This is a genomic window from Rhizobium sp. BK312 (assembly GCF_014193605.1).
GTDB lineage: Bacteria > Pseudomonadota > Alphaproteobacteria > Rhizobiales > Rhizobiaceae > Rhizobium.
This window is the reverse complement of record NZ_JACHZP010000005.1, coordinates 35150-56638: the sequence shown is the minus strand read 5'-3', so window position 1 is coordinate 56638 and position 21489 is coordinate 35150. Positions and strand designations below refer to the sequence as shown.

General features: G+C 60.6%; 19 protein-coding genes and 1 riboswitch. Of the genes, 11 read left to right on the top strand and 8 right to left on the bottom strand.

From position 1 onward, the window contains the following. The first annotated feature begins 514 nt into the window (after positions 1-514). On the top strand, positions 515-931 hold the full coding sequence (locus FHT85_RS15105) for a MarR family winged helix-turn-helix transcriptional regulator (RefSeq protein ID WP_112338499.1): 417 nt from the start codon (positions 515-517) through the stop codon (positions 929-931). A gap of 66 nt (positions 932-997) precedes the next feature. Here the strand turns inward: FHT85_RS15105 and FHT85_RS15100 are convergent, their stop codons facing one another. Then, entirely contained in the window at positions 998-3340 is a 2343-nt protein-coding gene (locus tag FHT85_RS15100) for an EAL domain-containing protein (RefSeq protein ID WP_112412811.1), read from the bottom strand. Positions 3341-3539: 199 nt separating this feature from the next. On the opposite strand from FHT85_RS15100, the gene FHT85_RS15095 reads away from it, so the two are divergent. Together FHT85_RS15095 and FHT85_RS15090 are read left to right on the top strand one after the other, a co-directional pair. Further along, the gene (locus FHT85_RS15095) at positions 3540-4928 is read left to right on the top strand and encodes a dipeptidase (protein ID WP_112412812.1); all 1389 of its coding nucleotides are present in this window, start codon (positions 3540-3542) and stop codon (positions 4926-4928) included. A gap of 103 nt (positions 4929-5031) precedes the next feature. Next, complete coding sequence (locus FHT85_RS15090; protein WP_112412813.1) at positions 5032-5955, top strand: nucleoside hydrolase; 924 nt, start codon at positions 5032-5034, stop codon at positions 5953-5955. 41 nt (positions 5956-5996) lie between these two features. Here FHT85_RS15090 and FHT85_RS15085 read toward each other — a convergent pair whose 3' ends face one another. From FHT85_RS15085 to FHT85_RS15065, 5 genes are all read right to left on the bottom strand, one after another. Continuing rightward, on the bottom strand, positions 5997-7169 hold the full coding sequence (locus FHT85_RS15085; protein WP_112412814.1) for a M20 aminoacylase family protein: 1173 nt from the start codon (positions 7167-7169) through the stop codon (positions 5997-5999). Between the two features lie 186 nt (positions 7170-7355). Continuing rightward, entirely contained in the window at positions 7356-8411 is a 1056-nt protein-coding gene (locus FHT85_RS15080; protein ID WP_112412815.1) for an ABC transporter ATP-binding protein, read from the bottom strand. Next, a complete protein-coding gene (locus FHT85_RS15075) occupies positions 8408-9955 on the bottom strand; it encodes an ABC transporter permease (protein WP_246780014.1) in 1548 nt (515 codons plus the stop codon). The genes FHT85_RS15080 and FHT85_RS15075 overlap by 4 nt, the downstream gene beginning before the upstream one ends. A 218-nt stretch (positions 9956-10173) precedes the next feature. Next, positions 10174-11190, bottom strand: coding sequence for an iron ABC transporter substrate-binding protein (locus tag FHT85_RS15070; protein WP_112412852.1), 1017 nt, complete (start codon positions 11188-11190; stop codon positions 10174-10176). 315 nt (positions 11191-11505) lie between these two features. Then, positions 11506-12843, bottom strand: a complete 1338-nt coding sequence (locus FHT85_RS15065) for an MFS transporter (RefSeq protein ID WP_112338509.1) — start codon at positions 12841-12843, stop codon at positions 11506-11508. A 392-nt stretch (positions 12844-13235) separates the two neighbouring features. Here FHT85_RS15065 and cyoA point away from each other — a divergent pair, with 392 nt between their 5' ends. From cyoA to FHT85_RS15040, 5 genes are all read left to right on the top strand, one after another. After that, entirely contained in the window at positions 13236-14354 is a 1119-nt protein-coding gene (gene cyoA, locus FHT85_RS15060) for a ubiquinol oxidase subunit II (RefSeq protein ID WP_112412817.1), read from the top strand. A 47-nt stretch (positions 14355-14401) separates the two neighbouring features. Then, positions 14402-16405, top strand: coding sequence for a cytochrome o ubiquinol oxidase subunit I (cyoB, locus tag FHT85_RS15055; RefSeq protein ID WP_075856461.1), 2004 nt, complete (start codon positions 14402-14404; stop codon positions 16403-16405). A gap of 4 nt (positions 16406-16409) precedes the next feature. After that, complete coding sequence (gene cyoC, locus FHT85_RS15050; protein ID WP_112338511.1) at positions 16410-17039, top strand: cytochrome o ubiquinol oxidase subunit III; 630 nt, start codon at positions 16410-16412, stop codon at positions 17037-17039. After that, a complete protein-coding gene (gene cyoD, locus FHT85_RS15045; protein ID WP_112338512.1) occupies positions 17036-17440 on the top strand; it encodes a cytochrome o ubiquinol oxidase subunit IV in 405 nt (134 codons plus the stop codon). Before cyoC ends, cyoD begins: the two co-directional genes overlap by 4 nt. Before the next feature lie 187 nt (positions 17441-17627). Then, positions 17628-18392 carry an SURF1 family protein gene (locus FHT85_RS15040; RefSeq protein WP_183774174.1) on the top strand — a complete coding sequence of 255 codons (765 nt, stop codon included), beginning with the start codon at positions 17628-17630 and terminating at the stop codon, positions 18390-18392. A 34-nt stretch (positions 18393-18426) separates the two neighbouring features. Here FHT85_RS15040 and FHT85_RS15035 read toward each other — a convergent pair whose 3' ends face one another. Then, on the bottom strand, positions 18427-18993 hold the full coding sequence (locus FHT85_RS15035) for a histidine phosphatase family protein (protein WP_112401141.1): 567 nt from the start codon (positions 18991-18993) through the stop codon (positions 18427-18429). A gap of 112 nt (positions 18994-19105) precedes the next feature. After that, positions 19106-19178, top strand: a riboswitch (cobalamin riboswitch). 58 nt (positions 19179-19236) lie between these two features. Between FHT85_RS15035 and FHT85_RS15030 the strand changes: the two genes are divergently transcribed. Genes FHT85_RS15030 through FHT85_RS15020 form a run of 3 tightly spaced genes read left to right on the top strand, consistent with a single transcriptional unit; the run spans position 19237 to position 20860 of the window. Next, positions 19237-19446 (top strand): CbtB-domain containing protein, encoded by a 210-nt coding sequence (locus tag FHT85_RS15030; protein WP_015338334.1) that lies wholly within the window; start codon positions 19237-19239, stop codon positions 19444-19446. 12 nt (positions 19447-19458) lie between these two features. Next, the gene (locus FHT85_RS15025; protein WP_112412819.1) at positions 19459-20199 is read left to right on the top strand and encodes a CbtA family protein; all 741 of its coding nucleotides are present in this window, start codon (positions 19459-19461) and stop codon (positions 20197-20199) included. Positions 20200-20233: 34 nt separating this feature from the next. Next, on the top strand, positions 20234-20860 hold the full coding sequence (locus FHT85_RS15020; protein ID WP_112412820.1) for a hypothetical protein: 627 nt from the start codon (positions 20234-20236) through the stop codon (positions 20858-20860). 113 nt (positions 20861-20973) lie between these two features. Here the strand turns inward: FHT85_RS15020 and FHT85_RS15015 are convergent, their stop codons facing one another. Continuing rightward, a complete protein-coding gene (locus FHT85_RS15015; RefSeq protein WP_112338518.1) occupies positions 20974-21282 on the bottom strand; it encodes a GCG_CRPN prefix-to-repeats domain-containing protein in 309 nt (102 codons plus the stop codon). Positions 21283-21489: the final 207 nt, after the last annotated feature.

Below are 21489 nucleotides of genomic sequence, written 5' to 3'. Positions count from 1 at the left end.
TTCCAACGTCCATATAAACTTCGGTTTTGCAGGCTAGAGCGCTTCCGCTTTTCTTCGAATCGCAGAAACGCTCTATCTTCTGCTTTTATGCAATTCCGGACGGAAAACCGCGATACACTTTTCCTGGAATTGCTTTGATGAGATGACCAGATCTCTCACCGAAACGTTACTAACTTTTAATCAATCTAATCTGCGCATTCCCTTGAAAAACCGCATTCGAAACCTCAAATCCTAATCACCGGCGATTGATACGCCGCGGGTCTGACAACCGGCCTGTCCCCCGCCATGTCAGACTAGGACAAAGGCCTATCCCCTCTCCGGGCCTTTGTCCCTCTTTCATGAGCCGCCATGGCGTCCCCTCCAGGCCATGGCGGCTTTTTCATGTCAAAAAATGCAACCTGTGAAGGTGAAAAATTTACCTGAGTTGCTTATTTCAGAGGGGATCTACCCGAAGAATTGCTGATTGTCTTGCTCCTGAATTATGGGCATATTTGCAATCATGGGATTTAATCGGATGGACTCCGCCGCCTACCTTGCCAGTCAGATGGCGAAGGGATTCGCTCGCTCGCTACAACAACGCGCGGCGACGCTGGGCTTTTCCCCCGGTCAGTTTCCGATCCTGCTCGAATTGTGGTCCGAGGACGGGCTGACGCAGAAGCAGCTGCTCGAGAGGATCGACATCGAACAGGCGACGATGGCCAATACGCTGTCGCGCATGGAACGGGACGGCCTGGTGGAACGCCGCCCGCATCCTTCGGACAAGCGGGCGCAACTGGTCTTCCTGACGAACAAGGCCGCAGCCATGCAGGCGGAAGCGATCGAGGCCGCCATGGCCGCCGATACGGATCTTCTCAAGGATTTCCGGCAATTCGAACGCGAGCTGCTGCTGGAATATATCCGGCGCGTGCTGGAGAATGCCAGGCAGCTTTAGAGCAATCCCAGGAAAAGCATGCAGCGGTTTTCCGCAAAGCCGCTTCATACTTTTGCGCAACGCGCCTCAACCCTGGCCGACCACCTTATTCAAAGCCGACTGGAACTGGCTCGGCCCGACATCGGGCTTGCCGAAGAATATCCCCTGAAGCTGGGCGCAGCCTTCCTCGATGACGATGCGGCGCTGGGTTTCCGTTTCGACCCCTTCCGTGACCACAGGCATATTCAAGCTGTGGCCGAGGCCGATGATGGCGCGGACGATCGAGCGAGCTGCGGGATCGTGTTCGAGGGCGCCGGTGAAGCTGCGATCGACCTTGATCTTGTCGAATGGGAAGGCGCGCAGATTGCTGAGCGAGGAAAAGCCGGTGCCGAAATCATCCATGACCACGCGAACGCCGAGGCGATGCAGCCGCTGCAATGTCGCGATTACAGTCGTTCGTTCGCGCATCAGCGCCGCCTCCGTGATCTCCAGTTCGAGGCGCTGCGGATCGAGGCCGGTTTTGCGCAGGATGCGTTCGATCTGGTCGTAGAGGGTCGGGATCATGAATTGCAGCGGCGAGAGGTTGACCGCGACATTCGCGGGCTCGCTCCAGCGCGTCGCCTCCTGGCAGGCCTGCTGCAGCACCCATTCACCGATCGCAACGATCGATCCACTTTCCTCGGCAATGGGAATAAACGTCTCTGGATCGATCACGCCTCGATCCGGATGCGCCCAGCGCAACAGCGCCTCATAACCGCTGACACTGTCGCTGCCGACGTCGTAGATCGGCTGATATTCCAGGAAGAGCTGACGGCGCAGGATGGCTTGACGCAGATCGTTCTCAAGCTGGCGACGAGTGCGCACGGCCTTGTCCATTTCGGCATCGAAGAAGCAGGCATGACCCCGACCCGCATGCTTGGCACGATAAAGCGCCATATCCGCATTGGCGTACAGCTGCTCGGCGCTCGTGCCATCACGCGGATAGATGGCGATACCGATGCTGACGCCGACGGCCGTCGGATCCCGGGCGGTATCCATCTCCATGCCAAATTCCGAAAGAACGCGTTCGGCAAGGCGCGTGGCCCCCTCAGGCTGCTGACGCCTGGGCTGGATAATGGCGAACTCGTCGCCGCCGAGCCTTGCCACCGTATCGCCCTCCTCGATCGCACGCTGCAGGATGCCGGCAACCTTGCAGAGGATGCGATCGCCTTCCGCATGGCCGAAGACGTCGTTGATGGCCTTGAAGCGGTCGAGATCCAGACAGAAGATGGCGACTTCCCCGCCCCTGCGGTTGGCCACCTGCAGCGCTTGACGCATGCGCTGGTCGAACAGCGAGCGATTGGGCAGATCCGTTAATATATCATGGTGCGCCAGATGCTCGATCATCTGCTGCGCCTGACGCCGCTCGGTCAGGTCGCGCACGACCAATACGCTGCATTCGTGGCCGCGATAGGTGATGGAGCGACGCACGGTTTCGACTGGGATCGCGTTGCCATCATAGCCGGACAGCGTTGTCTCCAGTGGAATGGCCGCATCACTTTGGGCATCTATGTCGATCGCCAGGAAGGTTTCTGGCGGGGCACCGACCACCTGCTGCTGCGACCATCCGGAAATGGTGAAAAATCGCTCGTTGGCATCGATGACCCGGCCGTCACGGATGATGAGCAGGCCTTCGAGCGAAGCATTGGCGAAGCCGCGAAGGTCGGTCAGATGACGGTCGATGAAGATGGCGCCCAGAGCGATGAGGATCAGACCCATCGCGGCGGCCATGACGATGCCTGCGAGGATGCTTCGATCCATGGCGAGGGCGGCCCCCGGCATCCCAATTTCGGGCGTCAGTGTCACGCCGCTCATCGCGGTGAAATGCAGGGAGCAAATCGCAAGCAACAGCAGAAGCGCGCCGACCATGATGCGACTGAAGCCACGAAGGCTGCGAAACACCAGGAAAGCCAGTGAAGAGAAGACGCCACCGATGGCGACTGAAGCGACGACGCGCGGTATATCGAAGGAGAGCTTTGCCGAAGCCTCGATGGCCTGCATGCCCGTGAAGTGCATAGCGGCTATTCCAAACGCCATCAGCATGCCGCCGACTGTAAAGGAAACGCGATTGTCCCATTCGAAGGCAACGGCAATCGCGAGCCATGAGCCGAGGATGGCAAAGACCACCGAAAGCGCGGTCAGCGAAACGCCGTAGGAGATGGGAAGGTTGCTCTCATAGGCGAGCATGGCAATGAAATGCGTCGCCCAGATGCCGACACCACTGGCAAAGGCCGCAGCCGCAATCCAGTAGCGACGCTGATGAGACCCGCATTCCTGTGCACGCGAAAAAAGAAGCATGGTGGCAAGGCTGCCGATGAGGCAGATGGCCGCCGCCACGAGAATAAGCCTGAAGTCATGAGTGTCGCGAATACATGCAATTACTGAAAACATTACGCGTCTCCAGAATACTTTTCTGGATTGACGTTATTTCTAATAATCTAAAAAACTTGTAAACTACATGCGCAACTAATCACATAAGAGCAGGCCTCCATCGAAAGAGGCAAGCTACGGTAAATTTTCGGTTTTAACGCCTCGAAACCGGCTGGCCTTTGGTCTATCGTCGCTCCGAATTTCACGTAAGGAGTCGGATATGACCGATCTATCGCCCGTTCTCGACCGCGCCGATCAGAACCTTCCCTCCAGCCTCGACAACCTCTTCGAGCTGCTGCGTATCAAATCCATCTCGACGGACCCGGACTATAAGACGGAATGCCGCAAGGCGGCGGAATGGCTGGTCACCTACCTGAATTCGCTCGGCTTCAAGGCCTCCGTACGCGATACGCCCGGTCATCCGATGGTGGTCGCTCATCACGATGCAGGCGCTGCAGATGCGCCGCATGTGCTGTTCTACGGCCACTACGACGTGCAGCCCGTCGATCCGCTCGAGCTTTGGGAAAGCGATCCCTTCGCTCCCGCGATCAAGGACCTGGGCAATGGCCGCAAGATCCTGACCGGTCGCGGCACGTCCGACGACAAGGGGCAGCTGATGACCTTCGTCGAGGCGGTGCGCGCCTATAAGGAAACCAAGGGTGCGCTGCCGGTGCGCATCACCATCCTCTTCGAAGGCGAAGAGGAATCCGGCTCGCCCTCGCTCAAGCCCTTCCTTGAAGCCAATGCTGCCGAGCTGAAGGCGGACTTTGCCCTTGTCTGCGATACCGGCATGTGGGACGGCGATACGCCGGCAATTTCGGCAGGCCTGCGCGGCCTGGTGGGCGAAGAAATCGTCATCACCGCTGCTGACCGCGACCTGCATTCGGGCCTTTTCGGCGGCGCTGCCGCCAATCCGATCCACATTCTGACCGACATCCTTGCCGGACTGCATGATGAGACGGGGCGCATAACGCTTCCCGGCTTCTATGAAGGCGTCGAGGAAACGCCTGCTAATATCAAGGCGTCCTGGGAGAAGCTCGGCATGACGGCCGAAAAATTCCTCGGCGAAGTCGGCCTGTCGATCCCCTCGGGCGAGAAGGGCCGGTCTGTGATGGAACTCACCTGGGCGCGGCCGACGGCGGAAGTAAACGGCATTTGGGGTGGCTATACCGGCGCCGGCTTCAAGACGGTGATTGCCGCCAAGGCATCGGCGAAGGTCTCCTTCCGCCTCGTTGGCCAGCAGAATCCGGCGGCGATCCGCGAGAGCTTCCGCGCCTATGTGCGCTCCAAGATCCCTGGGGATTGCTCGGTGGAGTTTCATGAGCATGGCGGCTCGCCGGCCATCCAGCTTTCCTACGATTCGCCGGTACTGACCAAGGCGAAGACCGCGCTTTCCAACGAGTGGCCGAAACCAGCCCTCATCATCGGCATGGGCGGCTCGATCCCGATCGTTGGCGACTTCCAGAAGATGCTAGGCATGGAATCGTTGCTCGTCGGTTTCGGCCTCTCCGACGACCGCATTCATTCGCCGAACGAGAAATACGAGCTGCGCTCCTATCACAAGGGCATTCGTTCCTGGATCCGCATCCTTGATGCGCTAGCCAGCTAAGCGATCCGCGGGACGAACACCGCTTGCGCGCGTCCCACGACCATCCCGCCAGGGCGGCAGGAAACGCCGCCGCGCCACTTCGCTGCGACCGATGAGATAGAGTATGGGAATCTGGATCGATACCGATATGGGATTCGATGATATCGCTGCCATTCTGGTGGTGGCGCATTCGGATCTCGTCATCGATGGCGTTTCGCTCGTCAGCGGCAATGCACCCCTGTCTCATGTTAAGGCCAATGCAGCGAGCGCTGCCGCCGTCTTCAACTGGACCTTTCAGATCCATACCGGCCGCGAGCTGCCCGTTCTCCGCAAGCTGGAAACCGCGCAGAACATTCTCGGCCAGACCGGCATTCCGACCCCAGGCAGAAGCCTGCCGCCGGCCGATCCGCTTCCATTCAGCGACGCATTTACCGCGCTATGCGACTGGCTTTCCAACAGCGACGGGCCGAAACGCATCCTGGCGCTCGGGCCGCTCACGAATATTGCCGCTTTGGCATTGGCACGGCCGGATCTTGCCGCCCGCATCGACGAGCTGACCTGGATGGGCGGCGGCGTCACTGCAGGCAATCACACGGCATCGGCCGAGTTCAATGCCTTTGCCGATCCGGAGGCACTTGCCATTGTGCTGGCGCATGAGCTGCCGTTGCGCATGATCGATCTCGATATCTGCCGCAAGGTCTTGGCCTGGCCGGAGGATGTCGCCCGCATCCGCGAGAATGATGGCGAAAAGGCGCAGCTGCTCGCTGACCTGCTCGAGGGCTATGTCAACATCGCCATCAGCCGCGGCAGACCGGCCATGGCGATCTACGACCCGACGGCTGCCGCCATTTTCGTCGAACCTGACATCACCGCCCTTCGGCATGCCCGGATCGATGCGGAATTGCATGGACGGCACACGCGTGGGCGCACCGTCGTCGAAACGCGCGCCTCGCATGGGCAATTCAATGGCCATTTCGCCGCGGAAATCGATGCCGAAAGGGCACGCCGGATCATATTCGACGCATTGCTGCGAGAGGCTGAACGCTGAAAAGAGGCGGTATACCGCGGTAAGGCACGCTCAGCCCTGTCTCAACCCTCTCCCAATTCCTGCTCGACCAACGTCGTCCAGAAAGCCACACCCGACGCGATTGCCTCATCGTTAAAATCATAGGCCGTATTGTGATGCAGGGCGCCGTCAACGGCCGGGCCATTGCCGAGCCAGACATAGCAGCCGGGAGCGTTCTGGCCGAAGAAGGCGAAGTCGTCGCCGGCGGTCGATGGCGGGAAGCGGATCCGCACATTCTCGCCAAAAACAGCCGTCGCAGCCTTCAGCGCCCGCGCCGTGGCATCGGCATCGTTGATGACGGGCGGGATGCGGCGCTCGAATTGATAGTCGACGGCGATACCGAACATGGCCGCAGTGCCATGCGCCAGGCGTCCGATCTCCTCTTCCAGCTGATCGCGGACCTCCGGCGTATAGGCGCGCGCCGTGCCGCCGATCTCGACCGTATCTGGTATCACGTTCAGCGCCTTGGGATCGCCCGCCTGCAGCGAGCAGGCACTGACGACGGCCGGCTGCAGCGGATCGACGACGCGACCGACGATGGTTTGCAGCGCGGAAAGGAAGGTCGCCGCTGCCGTGATCGGGTCCTTGCCGAGATGCGGCTTGGCGCCGTGGGTGCCGGTACCGCGGAAGGTGATGCGCCAGCTATCCGATGAAGCAAGCTGCGGCCCTTCGACAACCGCCATCTCGTCGACCGCAAGACCGGGCATATTGTGAAGCCCGTAGACGGCGTCGCACGGAAACAGATCGAAAAGGCCATCTTCGACCATGCGCCTGGCGCCACCACGACCTTCTTCCGCCGGCTGGAAGATGAAATGCACCGTGCCGGAAAAGCCGCGCTTGGCGGCCAGATGACGGGCGGCACCGAGCAGCATCGTCGTATGGCCATCATGCCCGCAGGCATGCATCTTGCCCGGGATCGTGGATTTATAGGGACGATTGGCCTTTTCTGGCATGGCGAGCGCATCCATGTCGGCGCGAAGGCCGATATGGCGCGTGCCGTTGCCGACCTGCAGCGTGCCGACGACACCGGTTTTGCCGAGGCCGCGATGCACGGTCAGTCCTGCTTCCTCCAGCAAGGTGGCGACGATGCCGCTGGTGCGCTCCTCCTCGAAGCCGAGTTCCGGATGCGCATGAAGATTGCGGCGGAGCGAAGTGAGGAAAGCAAGATCCGGCTCGATCTCATGATGAAAAGACATGGAGAGACTCCTTCGGCATGGGGCACGATGATGGCGCGCCTAAAGCGCACCGCGATCCTTCAGATTCGCTTCTTGCGCTTTAGGACCTTGATTTGACGCATGTCGTTGTCGCAAAACCGCTGCACACTTTTGCGCGACATGCTTTATCTTCCCCAAAGCATCGCCTGCTTCAACTCGAATTAACGCTCAGCTATCGAGCCTGTCGAACACATGTGCCTTTCCGATGACGCTCACCGAAACCATGCTGCCGACCTCGGGGAGGCCGACGCCGGAACTCCTGATATTCAGCGTCTCGGAGCCGTTGGAGAGCACGACCGTAACAGCGCAGACGGCGCCACCGAACTCGATTTCGGTCACCTTGCCGATGCAGGCAGCACCCGCGCCGGCTTCATCGATCGCCCGGAGGCGCAATTGCTCCGGCCGCAACATGATGTCGGTGCGACCCTGCCGGTTCCCAGCGCCGACCGGGATCTGCCCCAGGACACATTTGGCCAGACCTTGATCGAGATCGGCCGCCAATATGATGGCATCGCCGAGGAAGAGTGCCGTCTCGCGATCCCTCGGGTTGAGATAGAGCGCCTGCGGCGTGCCGGCCTGTATGAGCCTGCCCTCGCGCAGGACAGCAACCTGATCTGCAAAGGACAGGGCCTCCGCCTGATCATGCGTCACCAGGACCGCCGTGATGCCGGCGATCTGCAGCACGCGGGCGACGGCCTTGCGCATGTTTTCGCGCAGGCCGGTATCGAGGGCGGAGAAAGGCTCGTCGAGCAGCATCAGCCGCGGCTTGCGGCCGAGCGCGCGGGCAAGCGCCACGCGCTGCTGCTGGCCGCCGGAGAGCTGATGCGGGCGGCGATCGAGCATGCCGCGGTCGAGTTCGACCATATCGATGAGGGCATTGATGCGCTGATCGCGGTCGCGCGCGCCGCGCTCCATGCCGAAACCGATATTCTCCGATACGCTCAGATGCGGAAACAGGGCGCCATCCTGAGAGACAATGCCGATGCCGCGCCGATGCGCGGGTACGATGGCCTCTCCATCCGCCAGCGTTTCGCCCTGAAGCACCACCTGACCGGCATCGGGAGTTTCGAAGCCGGCGATGATCCGCAGCAGCGTCGTCTTGCCGGAGCCGGACGGGCCGACGATGGCCGTGCGGCTGCCGGCTGCTATCGTGAGGTCGATATTGTCGAGCGCCTGCACGGGACCATAGCGCTTGCTGATATTCTTGATCGCCAGAAAGGTCATTGTCCGGCCGTTCGCTTTGATTGCACGTAGAGAAGAAGGGTGAGCGGCAGCGACAGGACGACCATCATGAAGGCGTAGGGCGCTGCGGAAACATAATCGATCTCGCTGGTCAGCGACCAGAATTTCGTCGCCAGCGTTTCCGTGCCGTTGGGAGAAAGCATCAGCGTCGCCGTCAGTTCGTTGGTGATGCCGAGGGCGACGAGCGCGACGCTGGCCGCAAAGCCGGGAGCGGCAAGCCGCATGGTGATCTGCCGCACCGCCTGCGCCGGCGTGCGGCCGAGCGCCATGGCGGCGCGCTCGAGTTCGACGGGTGCCTGGGCGATGCTGGCACGCAGACCGACCATGGCGCGCGGCAGAAACAGCAGCACATAGGCGAGCAGAAGGGTGGCAAACGTCTGATAGAGCGGCAGGACCAGCCGGACGGTGATCGACACCAGGGCCAGGGCGACGACGACGCCCGGCAGCGAGCCGACATAATAGTGGCAGGCTTCGAGAATGCGCTGCAGCCGGCCGGGCGCGCGTACCGACAGCCATGCCATCGGGGTCGCTGCAATGGTGGCGAGGAGGCCACCAGCAATCGCGAGAAGAATGGTCTGCAGCAAGGCCGAGCCGACCGTGTCGATCCGCCAGACGCCGGCGCCGCCGAGATAAAGCCAGCGCGCCAGGGTGACGAAAGGAACACCGAGCGTCAATGCGGCGGTGACGATGGGCAGCGCGACCGCGGGGACGACGAACCAGCCGAGACGGCGCCGATCAGCCGGCCGGGCTGCACCCGAGCCGATGCGGGCATAGCGTTCGTTGCCACGCGCCAGCACCTCGATGCCGAGCAACAGCAGGCAACAGAAGACGAGCACGCCGCCGAGCATGTTTGCCGCCGGACTGTTATAGGCCGATTGGAACTGGTCGACGATGGCGGTCGAGAAGGTGTCGAAGCGGATCATTACGTAGAGACCGTATTCCGCCAGGAGATGCAGGCCGATCAGCAGCGAGCCGCCGCAGATGGCGAGGCGAAGCTGCGGCAGGATCGCCCGGAAGAAGACGCCCCAGGGGTCGAGGCCGAGCGAGGCGGCGGCATCCTCAATCGCCGGATCGAGCCGGCGCAGGGCGGCTGCGACCGGCAGGTAGAGAAAAGGAAAATAGGCAAGCACCGACACCAGCACGCCGCTCCACAGCCCGCGCATGCTCGGCACGAGGCTGACCCAGGCGTAGCTGTGCACGAATGCGGGAACGGCAAGCGGCGCGGCGGCCAGCCACGACCAGAGCCGTGCGCAAGGAATATCGGTGCGCTCCGTCAGCCAGGCGAGCGTCACTGCCAGCAGGATGGAAAGCGGAATGGTGCAGACTTCGAGCAGGACGGTATTGACGAGGAGATCGCCGACGCGGCTACGAAAGATCAAGGCGCTGACTTCCGCCCAGCCCGTGTCGATCGTGATCCAGACGATGAAGCCGAGCGGCACCAGGCTCAGAAGCGCGACGATCGAAGCAAGGGCGACGACGGATGCATGCCGAACGCGGCTGCGCGGAGCAGCCGTCAACTGGGGCATTCGGATGGCGGCGGCCTCGCCGGCATATGTGTTCTTCTGCAGCAAATCTAAGCTGCCTTTCACGCCCTGAAATGGGAAGGCAACCGCCGCTGCCGGCGATTGCCCGATCGATCGGCTTTAAAGGCCATCCCCATGCCCCTAGCAGGGCACAGGATAGTGATGCAAGAGCCAAGCCCGTCCGAAAGCGCCCTAAAGGCGCCGCGGCACGGGGCGTTGCCTCAGATAAGGCCCGCTTCCGTCATCAGATCGGTAACCTTCTTGCTGTTCAGCTTCGAAGGTTCGACTTTCGGAGCCTGGAGGTCGGAGAGCGGCACGAGTTTCGGATTGGAAGCCTCGCCATTGCCGACGGCATATTCAAACGAGTTACCATCGCGCAGAACGGCCTGGCCGCCCTTGCCGGTGATCCACTTCAGGAAAGCCTGTGCTTCCTTCTGGTGCTGGCTGGACGCCAGAACGCCGCCGCCGGAAATGCTGACAAAGGCACCCGGATCCTGGTTCTTGAAATAGTGCAGCGAGACATTCTTGCTGTTTTCGCCGGTCTTGGCCTGATCGCCGAACCAGTAATAGTGATAGATGACGGCGCCTTCGGTCTCGCCGGCATTGACGGCCTTCATCGCGACGCTGTTGCCCTTGTAGAAGCTCGCATTTTCCTTCATCGCCTTCAGCCAGGCGCGGGTTGCGTCCTCGCCCTTCAGCTCAAGCAGCGCACTGACGATCGCCTGGAAATCGGCGCCGGCCGGCGAAGCGCCCCAACGGCCCTTCCACTTGGGCTCGGCAAGATCGAGGAGCGATTTCGGCAGATCGGCTTCCTTCAGCTTGGTCTTGTCATAGGCGAAAACGGTGGACCGGGCGGCAACGCCAACCCAATTGCCGTCGGCTGCCTTGAAGGTTTCGGGCACCTGGGCGAGCGTCGCCGCATCGACCGGAGCGAAGAGCTTGTTGGCATCGACCAGTGCCATGCCCGGCGAATTTTCCGTCAGATAAACGTCTGCCGGAGAGGCGGCGCCTTCCTGAACGATCTGGTTGGCAAACTGCATATCGCTGCCGTTGCGGATCGTGACCTTGATGCCGGTTTCCTTGGTGAAGCCATCCGCCCATGCCTGCGTCAGCGTCTCATGCTGGGCATTGTAGACGACGATGCCATCGGATTCCGCGGCATGAGCCAGCATCGGAGCGACGGCAAGACCTGCGGCAAGCGCCAGCGCGCTGGTGAGATGAGAAAAGGAAAAAGTCATTAGGTCCTCTCGCTTGGAAGCCACCGTCATCGGGCAGCGATGCGGTAGCCTATATTTTTCCTGACCGTTTTTTTCAAGTTTACGGTGGCCCCTGCTTATCACAAAAGTTTGATAATGGGAGTCAAGATTTCGTCGCGATCCCCGCAGCGAGGTCGAGCCAGGCACGATCAGCATAGGAGACCAGCCCGTCTCGCCGCCAGACTCGTGTCAGGAACATGCAGGCGAGGTGGCCCCTTCCGGCTCAAGCATTGGGCACTAATAAAAAGGCCGCGGCATCTGCATGCCGCGGCCTTTCGCTGAATTCGAAGATCGGTCTCAGTTGTCTCGCGTCTCCAGCGTCTTACTGAAGAAGATTGCGACCAGCGTGCAGACGACGCCCGACAGCAGATAGAGGCTGGTATAGACGAGGCCGAACTGGCTGGAGAGCGCAAGCGCCACGAATGGCGCAAAACCGGCGCCGATCAGCCAGGACAGATCCGACACCAGGGCCGAGCCGCTGTAGCGGTAGTTCTGGCTGAATCGGGAAGCGCTGGCGCCTGCCGCCTGACCGAAGGAGAGGCCGAGCAGCGTGAAGCCGAGAACCACATAAATGTGGCGGCCGGTCGCGCCGCCATCGAGCAGCCAGGGTGCCACGAAGGCGAAGCACGCGATGAGCACGGCGCCGATAGCGAGCTGATTGCGGCGGCCGATCCGATCGGCGAGCATACCGGAACATATGATGGCGAGAATGCCGCAGATCGCACCGAGGAATTCCACCAGCAGGAACGAACCCGAACTCTGCTCGCTGTAGAGCGTCACCCAGCCCAGCGGGAAAACCGTGACCAGATGGAAGGTCGCAAAGCTTGCCAGCGGCACGAAGGCGCCGATCAGGACGTCGCGGCCATGCACGCGCAGCAGCTCCGTCATCTTTACCGGCTCCAGCTCATGACGCTCCAAGAGCGTGCCGAATTCCTCTGTCGCCACCAGACGCAGGCGGGCGAAGAGCGCGACGACGTTGACGGCGAAGGCGCAGAAGAAGGGATAGCGCCAACCCCAATCCAGGAAGTCCGCCGTCGTGAGGCTCGTGACGAAATAGGCAAACAGGGCGCTTGCCAGCATGAAGCCAATCGGGGCGCCAAGCTGCGGGATCATCGCATACCAGCCGCGATGGTTCGTCGGGGCATTGAGCGCGAGGAGCGAAGCAAGACCATCCCAGGCGCCGCCGAGCGCAAGGCCCTGCCCAATGCGGAAGATGGCGAGCAGGATTATCGCGTAGACGCCGACTTCGGAATAGCCGGGCAGGAAGCTCATGGATGCCGTGGATCCGCCGAGCAGAAACAGGGCGATCGTCAGCTTGACGCCACGGCCATAGGTGCGATCGATCGCCATGAATATGAACGAGCCGATCGGACGCGCGATGAAGGCGAGCGAGAACACTAGGAACGAAAGCAGCGTGCCATGCAGCGGGTCGGCGAAGGGGAAGATCAGCTTCGGGAAGACCAGTACGGATGCAATGGCATAAACGAAGAAATCGAAGAATTCCGACGTGCGACCAATAATCACGCCGATGGCGATGTTGCCGGGGGCGACCGAGCCGCCCGCATGCATGCTGCGGGCATCGCTCTCCAGAGTTGAAGATGTGGGGTTCAGTGTTTCATGCGTTACGCTGACCATGCGCGGGAGCCTCCCTCTCCGAGCACGAATTCCTCCACGAACTCGCGCGTAATGAAAATGTCGATCAAACGTGCGAACATATCAAGTATCCAGCATGAAATAATTCGCAAATTAGCAATCAGTCGAGCCATTATCTGCCTTTGGCGCCGCGTTCCGGACGAAGAACAACCGCCGGTGATAGCCATTTGTTCCGATCCGGGTATATTAGCGCCGGCAAAAGCGAATTGCTCAATAGAAAACCTTCTGGATTTCTGAGGGTTTTCCCGATAGGTGGGACAGCATTCCATACCGCAATGCACTCTATCTTGCTGCGGTGCGACGAAACACCTCATATCGTTCATGACCGCCGTCCTTTAGTCGCGGTAGGGTCGAAACAAAAAGAGCTTTAAGACGTGCTAAGACTATCGAAGATTTTCAGCCGTTTGTCTGTCATCCCACTGTTTTTGCTGCTGTCGGGCTGCAATCTGGTGGTGATGGATCCCTCCGGCGATATCGCCATGCAGCAGCGAGACCTCATCATCATTTCGGTCGTGCTGATGCTGATCATCATCATTCCGGTGATCTTCCTGACCCTGTATTTCGCCTGGAGATACCGCCAGTCGAACAAGGAAGCGACCTACGAGCCGGAGTGGCATCATTCGACGCGTCTGGAACTGGTCATCTGGTCCGCTCCGCTTGCTATCATCATCGCGCTCGGCGCGGTGACCTGGATCAGCACCCACCAGCTCGACCCTTACCGCCCGCTCGACCGCATCGCCGCCGACAAGCCGCTCAGCGCCGACGTGAAGCCGCTGACGGTCGAAGTGGTGGCGCTCGATTGGAAATGGCTCTTCTTCTATCCGGAATACGGCATCGCCACCGTCAACGAGATGGCAGCTCCCGTCGACCGCCCGATCAATTTCAAGATCACGGCCTCGGCCGTGATGAACTCCTTCTTTATTCCGGCACTGGCTGGACAGATCTACGCCATGCCGGGCATGGAGACGAAGCTCCACGCCGTCATCAACCATCCCGGCGAATTCCAGGGCATGTCCGCCAACTATAGCGGCGCCGGCTTCTCGCACATGCGCTTCAAGTTCCATGGCCTCAACCAGGCCGATTTCGACCAGTGGATCCAGAAGGCGAAGAGCCAGGGCACGGCGCTCGGCCGCCAGGAATATCTAGCGCTTGCCAAGCCCAGCGAACGCGAGCCGGTACGCTACTTCAACACCGTCGACGACGGGCTCTACAACGCCATCCTCAACATGTGCGCCGATCCGAGCAAGATGTGCATGAGCGAGATGATGCATATCGACGCCAAGGGCGGCGGCGGCAAGGAAAGCCACGAAAACCGCGAGCGCCTGATCTATGACAATCGCGATGGCGCCTCGGCCGAGGTCACACCGGTCAAGGCAGACGGCGGCGCCGGCCACACCATGCAGCATGGCGACAACTCCATGCCGGGCATGGATATGGGCAACGGCTCTTCTTCCGATTCGTCGACCGGTTCGGCGCAGCATCAGGGTCATTGATCCGGTGCGCTCAATAACAAGACATTCATAAGGGACAGAGGCAATCCATGTTTTCCAACCCGGACCTCTATAAATTCATCTTCGGTCGGCTGACGCTCGACTCCATTCCGTATCACGAGCCGATCCTCGTCGTGACCTTCCTCGGCGTCGCCATCGGTGGTATCGCGCTCCTCGGCCTGCTGACCTATTTCCGCCTCTGGGGCTATCTCTGGAAGGAATGGTTCACCAGCATCGACCACAAGAAGATCGGCATCATGTATGTCGTGCTGGCGCTGATCATGCTGCTGCGCGGTTTCTCCGACGCGCTGCTGATGCGTCTGCAGCAGGCGATCGCCTTCAACGGATCCGAGGGCTATCTGCCGCCGCATCACTACGACCAGATCTTCACCGCCCACGGCGTCATCATGATCTTCTTCGTGGCGATGCCCTTCGTCACCGGCCTGATGAACCTCGTCGTGCCGCTGCAGATCGGCGCCCGCGACGTGTCCTTCCCGTTCCTGAACAACTTCTCGTTCTGGATGACGACGGCAGGCGCGATCGTGATCATGATCTCGCTCTTCATCGGCGAATTCGCCAAGACCGGCTGGCTGGCCTACCCGCCGCTTTCCGGCATTGCCTATAGTCCAGACGTCGGCGTCGATTATTACATCTGGGGCCTGCAGGTCGCGGGTATCGGAACGACGCTTTCGGGCATCAACCTGATCGCAACCATCGTCAAGATGCGCGCGCCGGGCATGACCTTCATGAAGATGCCCGTCTTCACCTGGACGTCGCTCTGCACCAATATCCTGATCGTTGCATCCTTCCCGATCCTGACCGCTACGCTCGCTCTGCTGACCCTCGACCGCTATGCCGGTACGAACTTCTTCACGAACGACCTCGGCGGCAATCCGATGATGTATGTCAACCTCATCTGGATCTGGGGCCACCCGGAAGTCTACATCCTGATCCTGCCGGCCTTCGGCGTCTTCTCGGAAGTCGTCGCCACCTTCTGCGGCAAGCGCCTCTTCGGCTACGCCTCGATGGTTTACGCCACCTGCGTGATCATGATCCTCTCCTACCTCGTCTGGCTGCACCACTTCTTCACGATGGGCTCGGGCGCCAGCGTTAACTCCTTCTTCGGCATCACGACGATGATCATCTCGATCCCGACGGGTGCGAAGCTCTTCAACTGGCTGTTCACGATGTATCACGGCCGCATCCGCTACGAGCCGCCGATGCTGTGGACCGTCGGTTTCATGGTGACCTTCACCATCGGTGGCATGACCGGCGTCATGCTCGCGGTTCCGCCGGCCGACTTCGTGCTGCACAACTCGCTGTTCCTGATCGCCCACTTCCATAACGTGATTATCGGCGGCGTTCTGTTCGGCATGTTCGCGGGCGTCAACTACTGGTTCCCGAAGGCCTTCGGCTTCAAACTCGATCCCTTCTGGGGCAAGATGAGCTTCTGGTTCTGGCAGATCGGCTTCTGGTTCGCCTTCATGCCGCTCTATATCCTCGGCCTGATGGGCGTCACCCGCCGCGTCAGCCAGTTCGACGATCCGTCGCTGCAGATCTGGTTCATCATCGCCGCCTTCGGTGCCGGCCTCATCGCTATCGGCATCGCCTGCTTCCTCATCCAGCTCGCCGTCAGCTTCATGAAGCGCGAAGAGCTTCGTGACCATACCGGCGACCCCTGGGGCGGCCGCACGCTGGAATGGTCTACCTCGTCGCCGCCACCGGCCTACAACTTCGCCTTCACGCCGATCGTCTACGATCACGATGCGTGGTGGGACATGAAGAACCGTGGCTACGTCAGGCCGACCGAAGGCTTCATTCCGATCCACATGCCGAAGAACACCGGCACCGGCATCATCCTCGGCGTGCTCTCCATCGGCTTTGCATTCGGGATGATCTGGTACATGTGGTGGCTCGCCGCCATCACCTTCGTCGCGATGATCGTCATCACGATCGGCCATACCTTCAACTACAAGCGCGACTACCACATTCCCGCCGACGAGGTCGTCAAGACCGAGAACGAGCGTACGAAGCAGCTCGCAGGACAGGTGTAAGACTATGACGACCCACTCTGCACAAGCTCCCATGGACGGCGAAACACCCGCCTTCTATCTGAAGGAGGAGCATCATCCGGAAGGCAGCACCATGCTGGGCTTCTGGATCTACATCATGAGCGACTGCCTGATCTTCGCAGTCCTCTTCGCCACCTTCGCCGTACTCGGCCACAGCTATGCGGCCGGCCCGTCGCCGGCCGACCTCTTCGAGCTGCCGCTCGTCGCCCTCAACACGGCGATGCTGCTCTTCTCGTCCATCACCTATGGCTTCGCCATGCTGGCGATGGAGAAGGACAACAAGTCGGGCACGCTAATGTGGCTGACGATCACCGGCATCTTCGGCGCCCTCTTCATCTTCTTCGAACTTTACGAGTTCTATCACCTGATCCTCGACGGTGCCGGGCCGCAGCGCAGCGCCTTCCTATCGGCCTTCTTCACGCTGGTCGGCACGCACGGTCTGCACGTCACCACCGGTATCGTCTGGCTGATCACGCTGATGGTGCAGGTTGGCCGCTATGGCCTGATTCCGGAAAACAAGCGCCGCCTGATGTGCCTTTCGATGTTCTGGCACTTCCTCGACGTCGTCTGGATCGGCGTGTTTTCCCTCGTCTACCTCATGGGAGTTCTCGGATGAGCTCGAACGCAAACCATTCGCATCATTCCGGCGACGCCCACGGCCACGATCATCATGGCGGCCACGAGGCATCACACGGCACCTTCAAGAGCTACATGACGGGGTTCATCCTCTCCGTCATCCTGACCGCCATTCCCTTCTGGCTGGTCATGGGCAAGGTCATCTCCGATCCGGCCGTCACCGGAGCGATCGTCATGATCCTCGGCGCGATCCAGATCGTCGTGCACATGATCTACTTCCTGCACATGAACACCCGCTCGGAAGGCGGCTGGAACATGATGGCGCTGATCTTCACCATCGTGATCGTCATCATCGCGCTGTCCGGCTCGCTCTGGGTCATGCATCACCTCAATGCGAACATGATGCCCATGTCGCCCGAGATGATGCGCAACATGCCGTAAATTCGAGCGGCGGGCCTTCAGACGAAGGCCCGCCCTCTTCCCGGCGCGAGAATTCGCCGGATGCTGCGCAGTGCATGCTTAAAATGCCGGAAGCCGCAGCCAAATCTTCCCGACCGCGCATGATCTTCAGCGAAGAGTATTGAACCGCCCGAAATCATGCGTCAGCGCGTCCCCGGAGACCTGCGCCATGACCGATATTTCCTCGAGCACATCTCAGGGCAAGCCGCGCTCGACGCTTAACCTTATCATCTGGGTATCGCTGCTTCTGCTCCTGACCGCCCTTCTCATCGGCCTCGGCACCTGGCAGGTGAAGCGGCTGCACTGGAAGCTGGATCTGATCGCCAGGGTCGATGCGCGCGTGCATGCGCCGGCGGTTCAGGCACCCGGCCCGGCGCAATGGGCCGATATCACGGCCGAAAACTCCGAATACAAGCATGTCCAGGCAAGCGGCACTTTCCTCAACGAAAGGCAAGCGCAGGTCTATGCCTCGACTGTGCTCGGCGCGGGCTATTGGGTTCTGACGCCGCTGAAGCTTGCAGACGGCACGATCATCATCATCAACCGCGGCTTCGTTCCCACAGAGAAGCGCAATCCGACGACGCGCGCCGAAGGCGAGCTTTCCGGGGAGACTACGGTGACCGGCCTGCTGCGTATCAGCGAGCCAAAAGGCACGCTGCTGCGTTCGAACGTGCCGGCGGAGGAGCGCTGGTATTCACGCGACGTGGCGGCCATCGCCAAGGCCCGTGGGTTGCAGAACGTGGCACCCTATTTCATCGATGCCGACGATGCGAAAAATCCCGGCGGATTGCCCGTGGGCGGGCTAACGCAGATTACCTTCCACAACAGCCATCTCGTCTATGCCATCACCTGGTATGGACTGGCTGCCATGACATTGGGGCTGGCCGTCTATCTCGTCTATTTCGAGAGGCAGCGGGCAAAAGCGGCTCACTGAGGACTGGAGCGTCGCATTTTTGCTGGAATTGGCCTTAGATCGTCATTTTCGGGAAACGAAGCTGCCAGCGTCGGCCGTCGCTCGTCATCTCGACAATCCCGAACGGCTCGACATCAACAGCCCAGAATGCTGCGGGCGGCGACTGCAGGGCCTGCAGAACAGCAGCACGAATAACGCTCGCATGGGTGATGACGACGATATGGCCGGTATCGTCGATGTGATTCCCCATCCATTCGCCCACACGCTTCATGACCGCCGACAGGGTTTCGCCCCCATGCGGCGCAACCGACGTATCCGTCATCCAGAGCGCCAGGGAATCCGCATCCCTTTCATGCAATTCGGCAAGGGATTGCCCGCGCCAATCGCCATAATCGCATTCGCGCAGGGCGACGTCCGGGATAGCATCGAGGCCGAGGACGGCGGCGGTCTGGCGGGCACGCAAAGCCGGGCTCGCCCAAACCCGGTCGATTGCCCCGAGCCCGAAGGACAAGGATTGAGCCTGCTGAACCGCCTTCGCCTCCAAGGGCTCGTCATCCGGAAAGCAGCCGTTCCGATGGGCTCGCGTCGCCCCATGACAAATCCAGCTCAAACGCGTTTTCATAAGATTCCTCTGTTTCCATCCCCTACCGCGCTCTTGTCGCGATTTCGCATCGCTGTGGCGCTTGATTGACAATCATATTTGCAGATAGCTATAAACTTGCACTTGCGGGTGTGGAAGCCGGTGGAATCCCGGCGCGGTCGCGCCACTGTAATCGATGACGGAAACTTCGCCCTCGAGAGCCAGACCCTTCCCGCAAAAACCCTTCCGCAAATGGAACGCGCTTTTCTTAACGAGGGAAATACAATGTCCGACACCACTTTCGCCCCATCCGCAGTTCCGCAGCCGATCCCGCTCGGCCAAATCCTGCCCTGGGCCATTTTCGCCGGCCTTCTGATGCTGCTCGCGATCTATTTCATCGGCGCAGAAGAAGGCGCGACCTCGCTCATCTCGGGCATGTATGTGCACGAGTTCGTGCATGACGCCCGTCACCTTCTCGGCTTCCCCTGCCACTAAGGGGTCAAGCACATGGTTGGACGTCTTTTGCTCCGCGGCATGATCGTCGGGGCCTTTGCCGGTATTTTCGTTTTTGCATTCGCCCACATCTTCGGCGAACCGCTGGTCGACTGGGCTATCAGCTTTGAAGAAAAGGCCGCGCAGGCAGCCGGCGAAGCGCCGGAACCGGAAATCGTCAGCCGCGCCACGCAGGCGGGCATCGGCCTTTTCACCGGCAGCGTGATCTTTTCGACCGCAATAGGCGGATTGTTCGCGCTGGTCTTCTCGTTCGTCTACGGCCGCATCAGCCCCTTGGGTGCGCGCGGCACGGCGGCGCTGCTCGCGCTCGCCGCTTTCGTGACGATCTCGCTCGTGCCCGACATCAAGTATCCGGCAAACCCGCCGGCCGTCGGCAATTCCGAGACGATCGGTGCGAGAACAGAGCTGTTCTTCATCATGATCGTTGCCTCCATCGTCGGCATGATCGTCGCGGTGGGCTTCGGACGCAGGCTGGCGGCGCGATATGGTTCCTGGAACGGTGCGATCATTGCCGGCATCGGCTACATCGTCTTCATCGCGCTGATCCAATATCTGCTTCCCTCGATCAACGAAGTGCCCGAGCAATTCTCGGCCGTCGTACTCTGGCGTTTTCGCATCACCTCGCTCGGCATGCACGCCATCCTTTGGACGACGCTCGGCCTTGCCTTCGGAGCCTGGGCGGAACGCCAACTGCCGCAGACACGCTACCGCAATGCCAGCTTGCGCCGGGCTTAGTGTGGTAAATAGATCGCGTCCCGCGCATGGCAACATGCGCGGGAGACGCCCGTATCCAGGCGGCGTCCTGTTTGCAATCTTCTGTCTCATCGTTGCGGGTTGGCCGGCTTCGGTTGCCGCGCATGGCGGCGGCTCCTCCGGCAGCCAGGCTGGCATTCCGATTCCCAGTCTTACCCATGGCGAGATGGCAGTGATCGCTCCCTATTACGGGCGGATCATCTCGCTTGCTGAGAGCGTATCGGATACCGACGAAACCTTCCGCCGTCTCTTGAACTTTGCGCAGATCCAACGCGCTTATTGCCTATGGGGCCTGATGCCGGGCAGCGTCAGCGACGAGGAAAGCCCATTCAACGAATGCTCCCACGCCTACCTCGCCGCGGCGAAGGCGGTGCTGCTGCAAATGCGCGTCATGAAAGTGGAGAAGGCATCGGTCGACGATCTCGTCTCCGACATCGACACGGCACTCGTGCGCAACAATCTCTCGCTCATCCTGTGCAAATTCAGCGGCGAGAGCTTCAATACGGCCGATCTCATCCGGCCGGAGCTTGCCGATATCGCGCTTCATATGAAAAGCCTTGCTGTGATCTTGTCGGCCAGCCTACTCGTTCTTGCGGGACTCTGGCTCGGAGCGCGCGCGTTACGACTGCAAGCTCAGCCTTAAAAACCGTTCTATCTTTTTGTTTTTATGCGATTCCGGACGCAAAACTGCTGCGCATTTTTATCGGAACTGCCCTCAATAAAACACCGCCGCAAGATGCGGCGGTGCTTCTGATCTCACCAGTAGTGCGGACGATCGCGCCAGCGGCCGTCGCCCCAGCCATCGCGATGATGGCGATGGCCGTGCCAGCCCCATGGCGGCGGCGGTGGCGGCCTGTAGTAACCCCAGCGCCGGGGCGGCGGACCCCAGCGATTGGGGCGGCATTCGCCCCAGCGCGTCAGGTGCCAGCCACGACCGCAGGCATAGTCAACTTTCACAATCGGCACGGAGGCCGTTGGCCCAACGGCCGGGATAGGCATTGCCTCTGCCGAAGATACAACCAGGCTGCCGAACAAGGCAGCAATGGCAATCACGGACGATCTCATGTTAATGGCCCTCTATCCAAGTCCCTTACATGGGGATTTAACCCCCGAAGGTATGAACGCCGGCTGAACCGAAAATGGCCTTTTGGAGGCAAATCAAGATCAGCCCGAGAACCTGCCGGCAGTTGAACGGGCTAGGCACTGCCCGCATTTGCAGTTCGCCGCAGCCTGTTCCCGCGTCACGAGAGTTTCATGAAGGAGGCTTACACC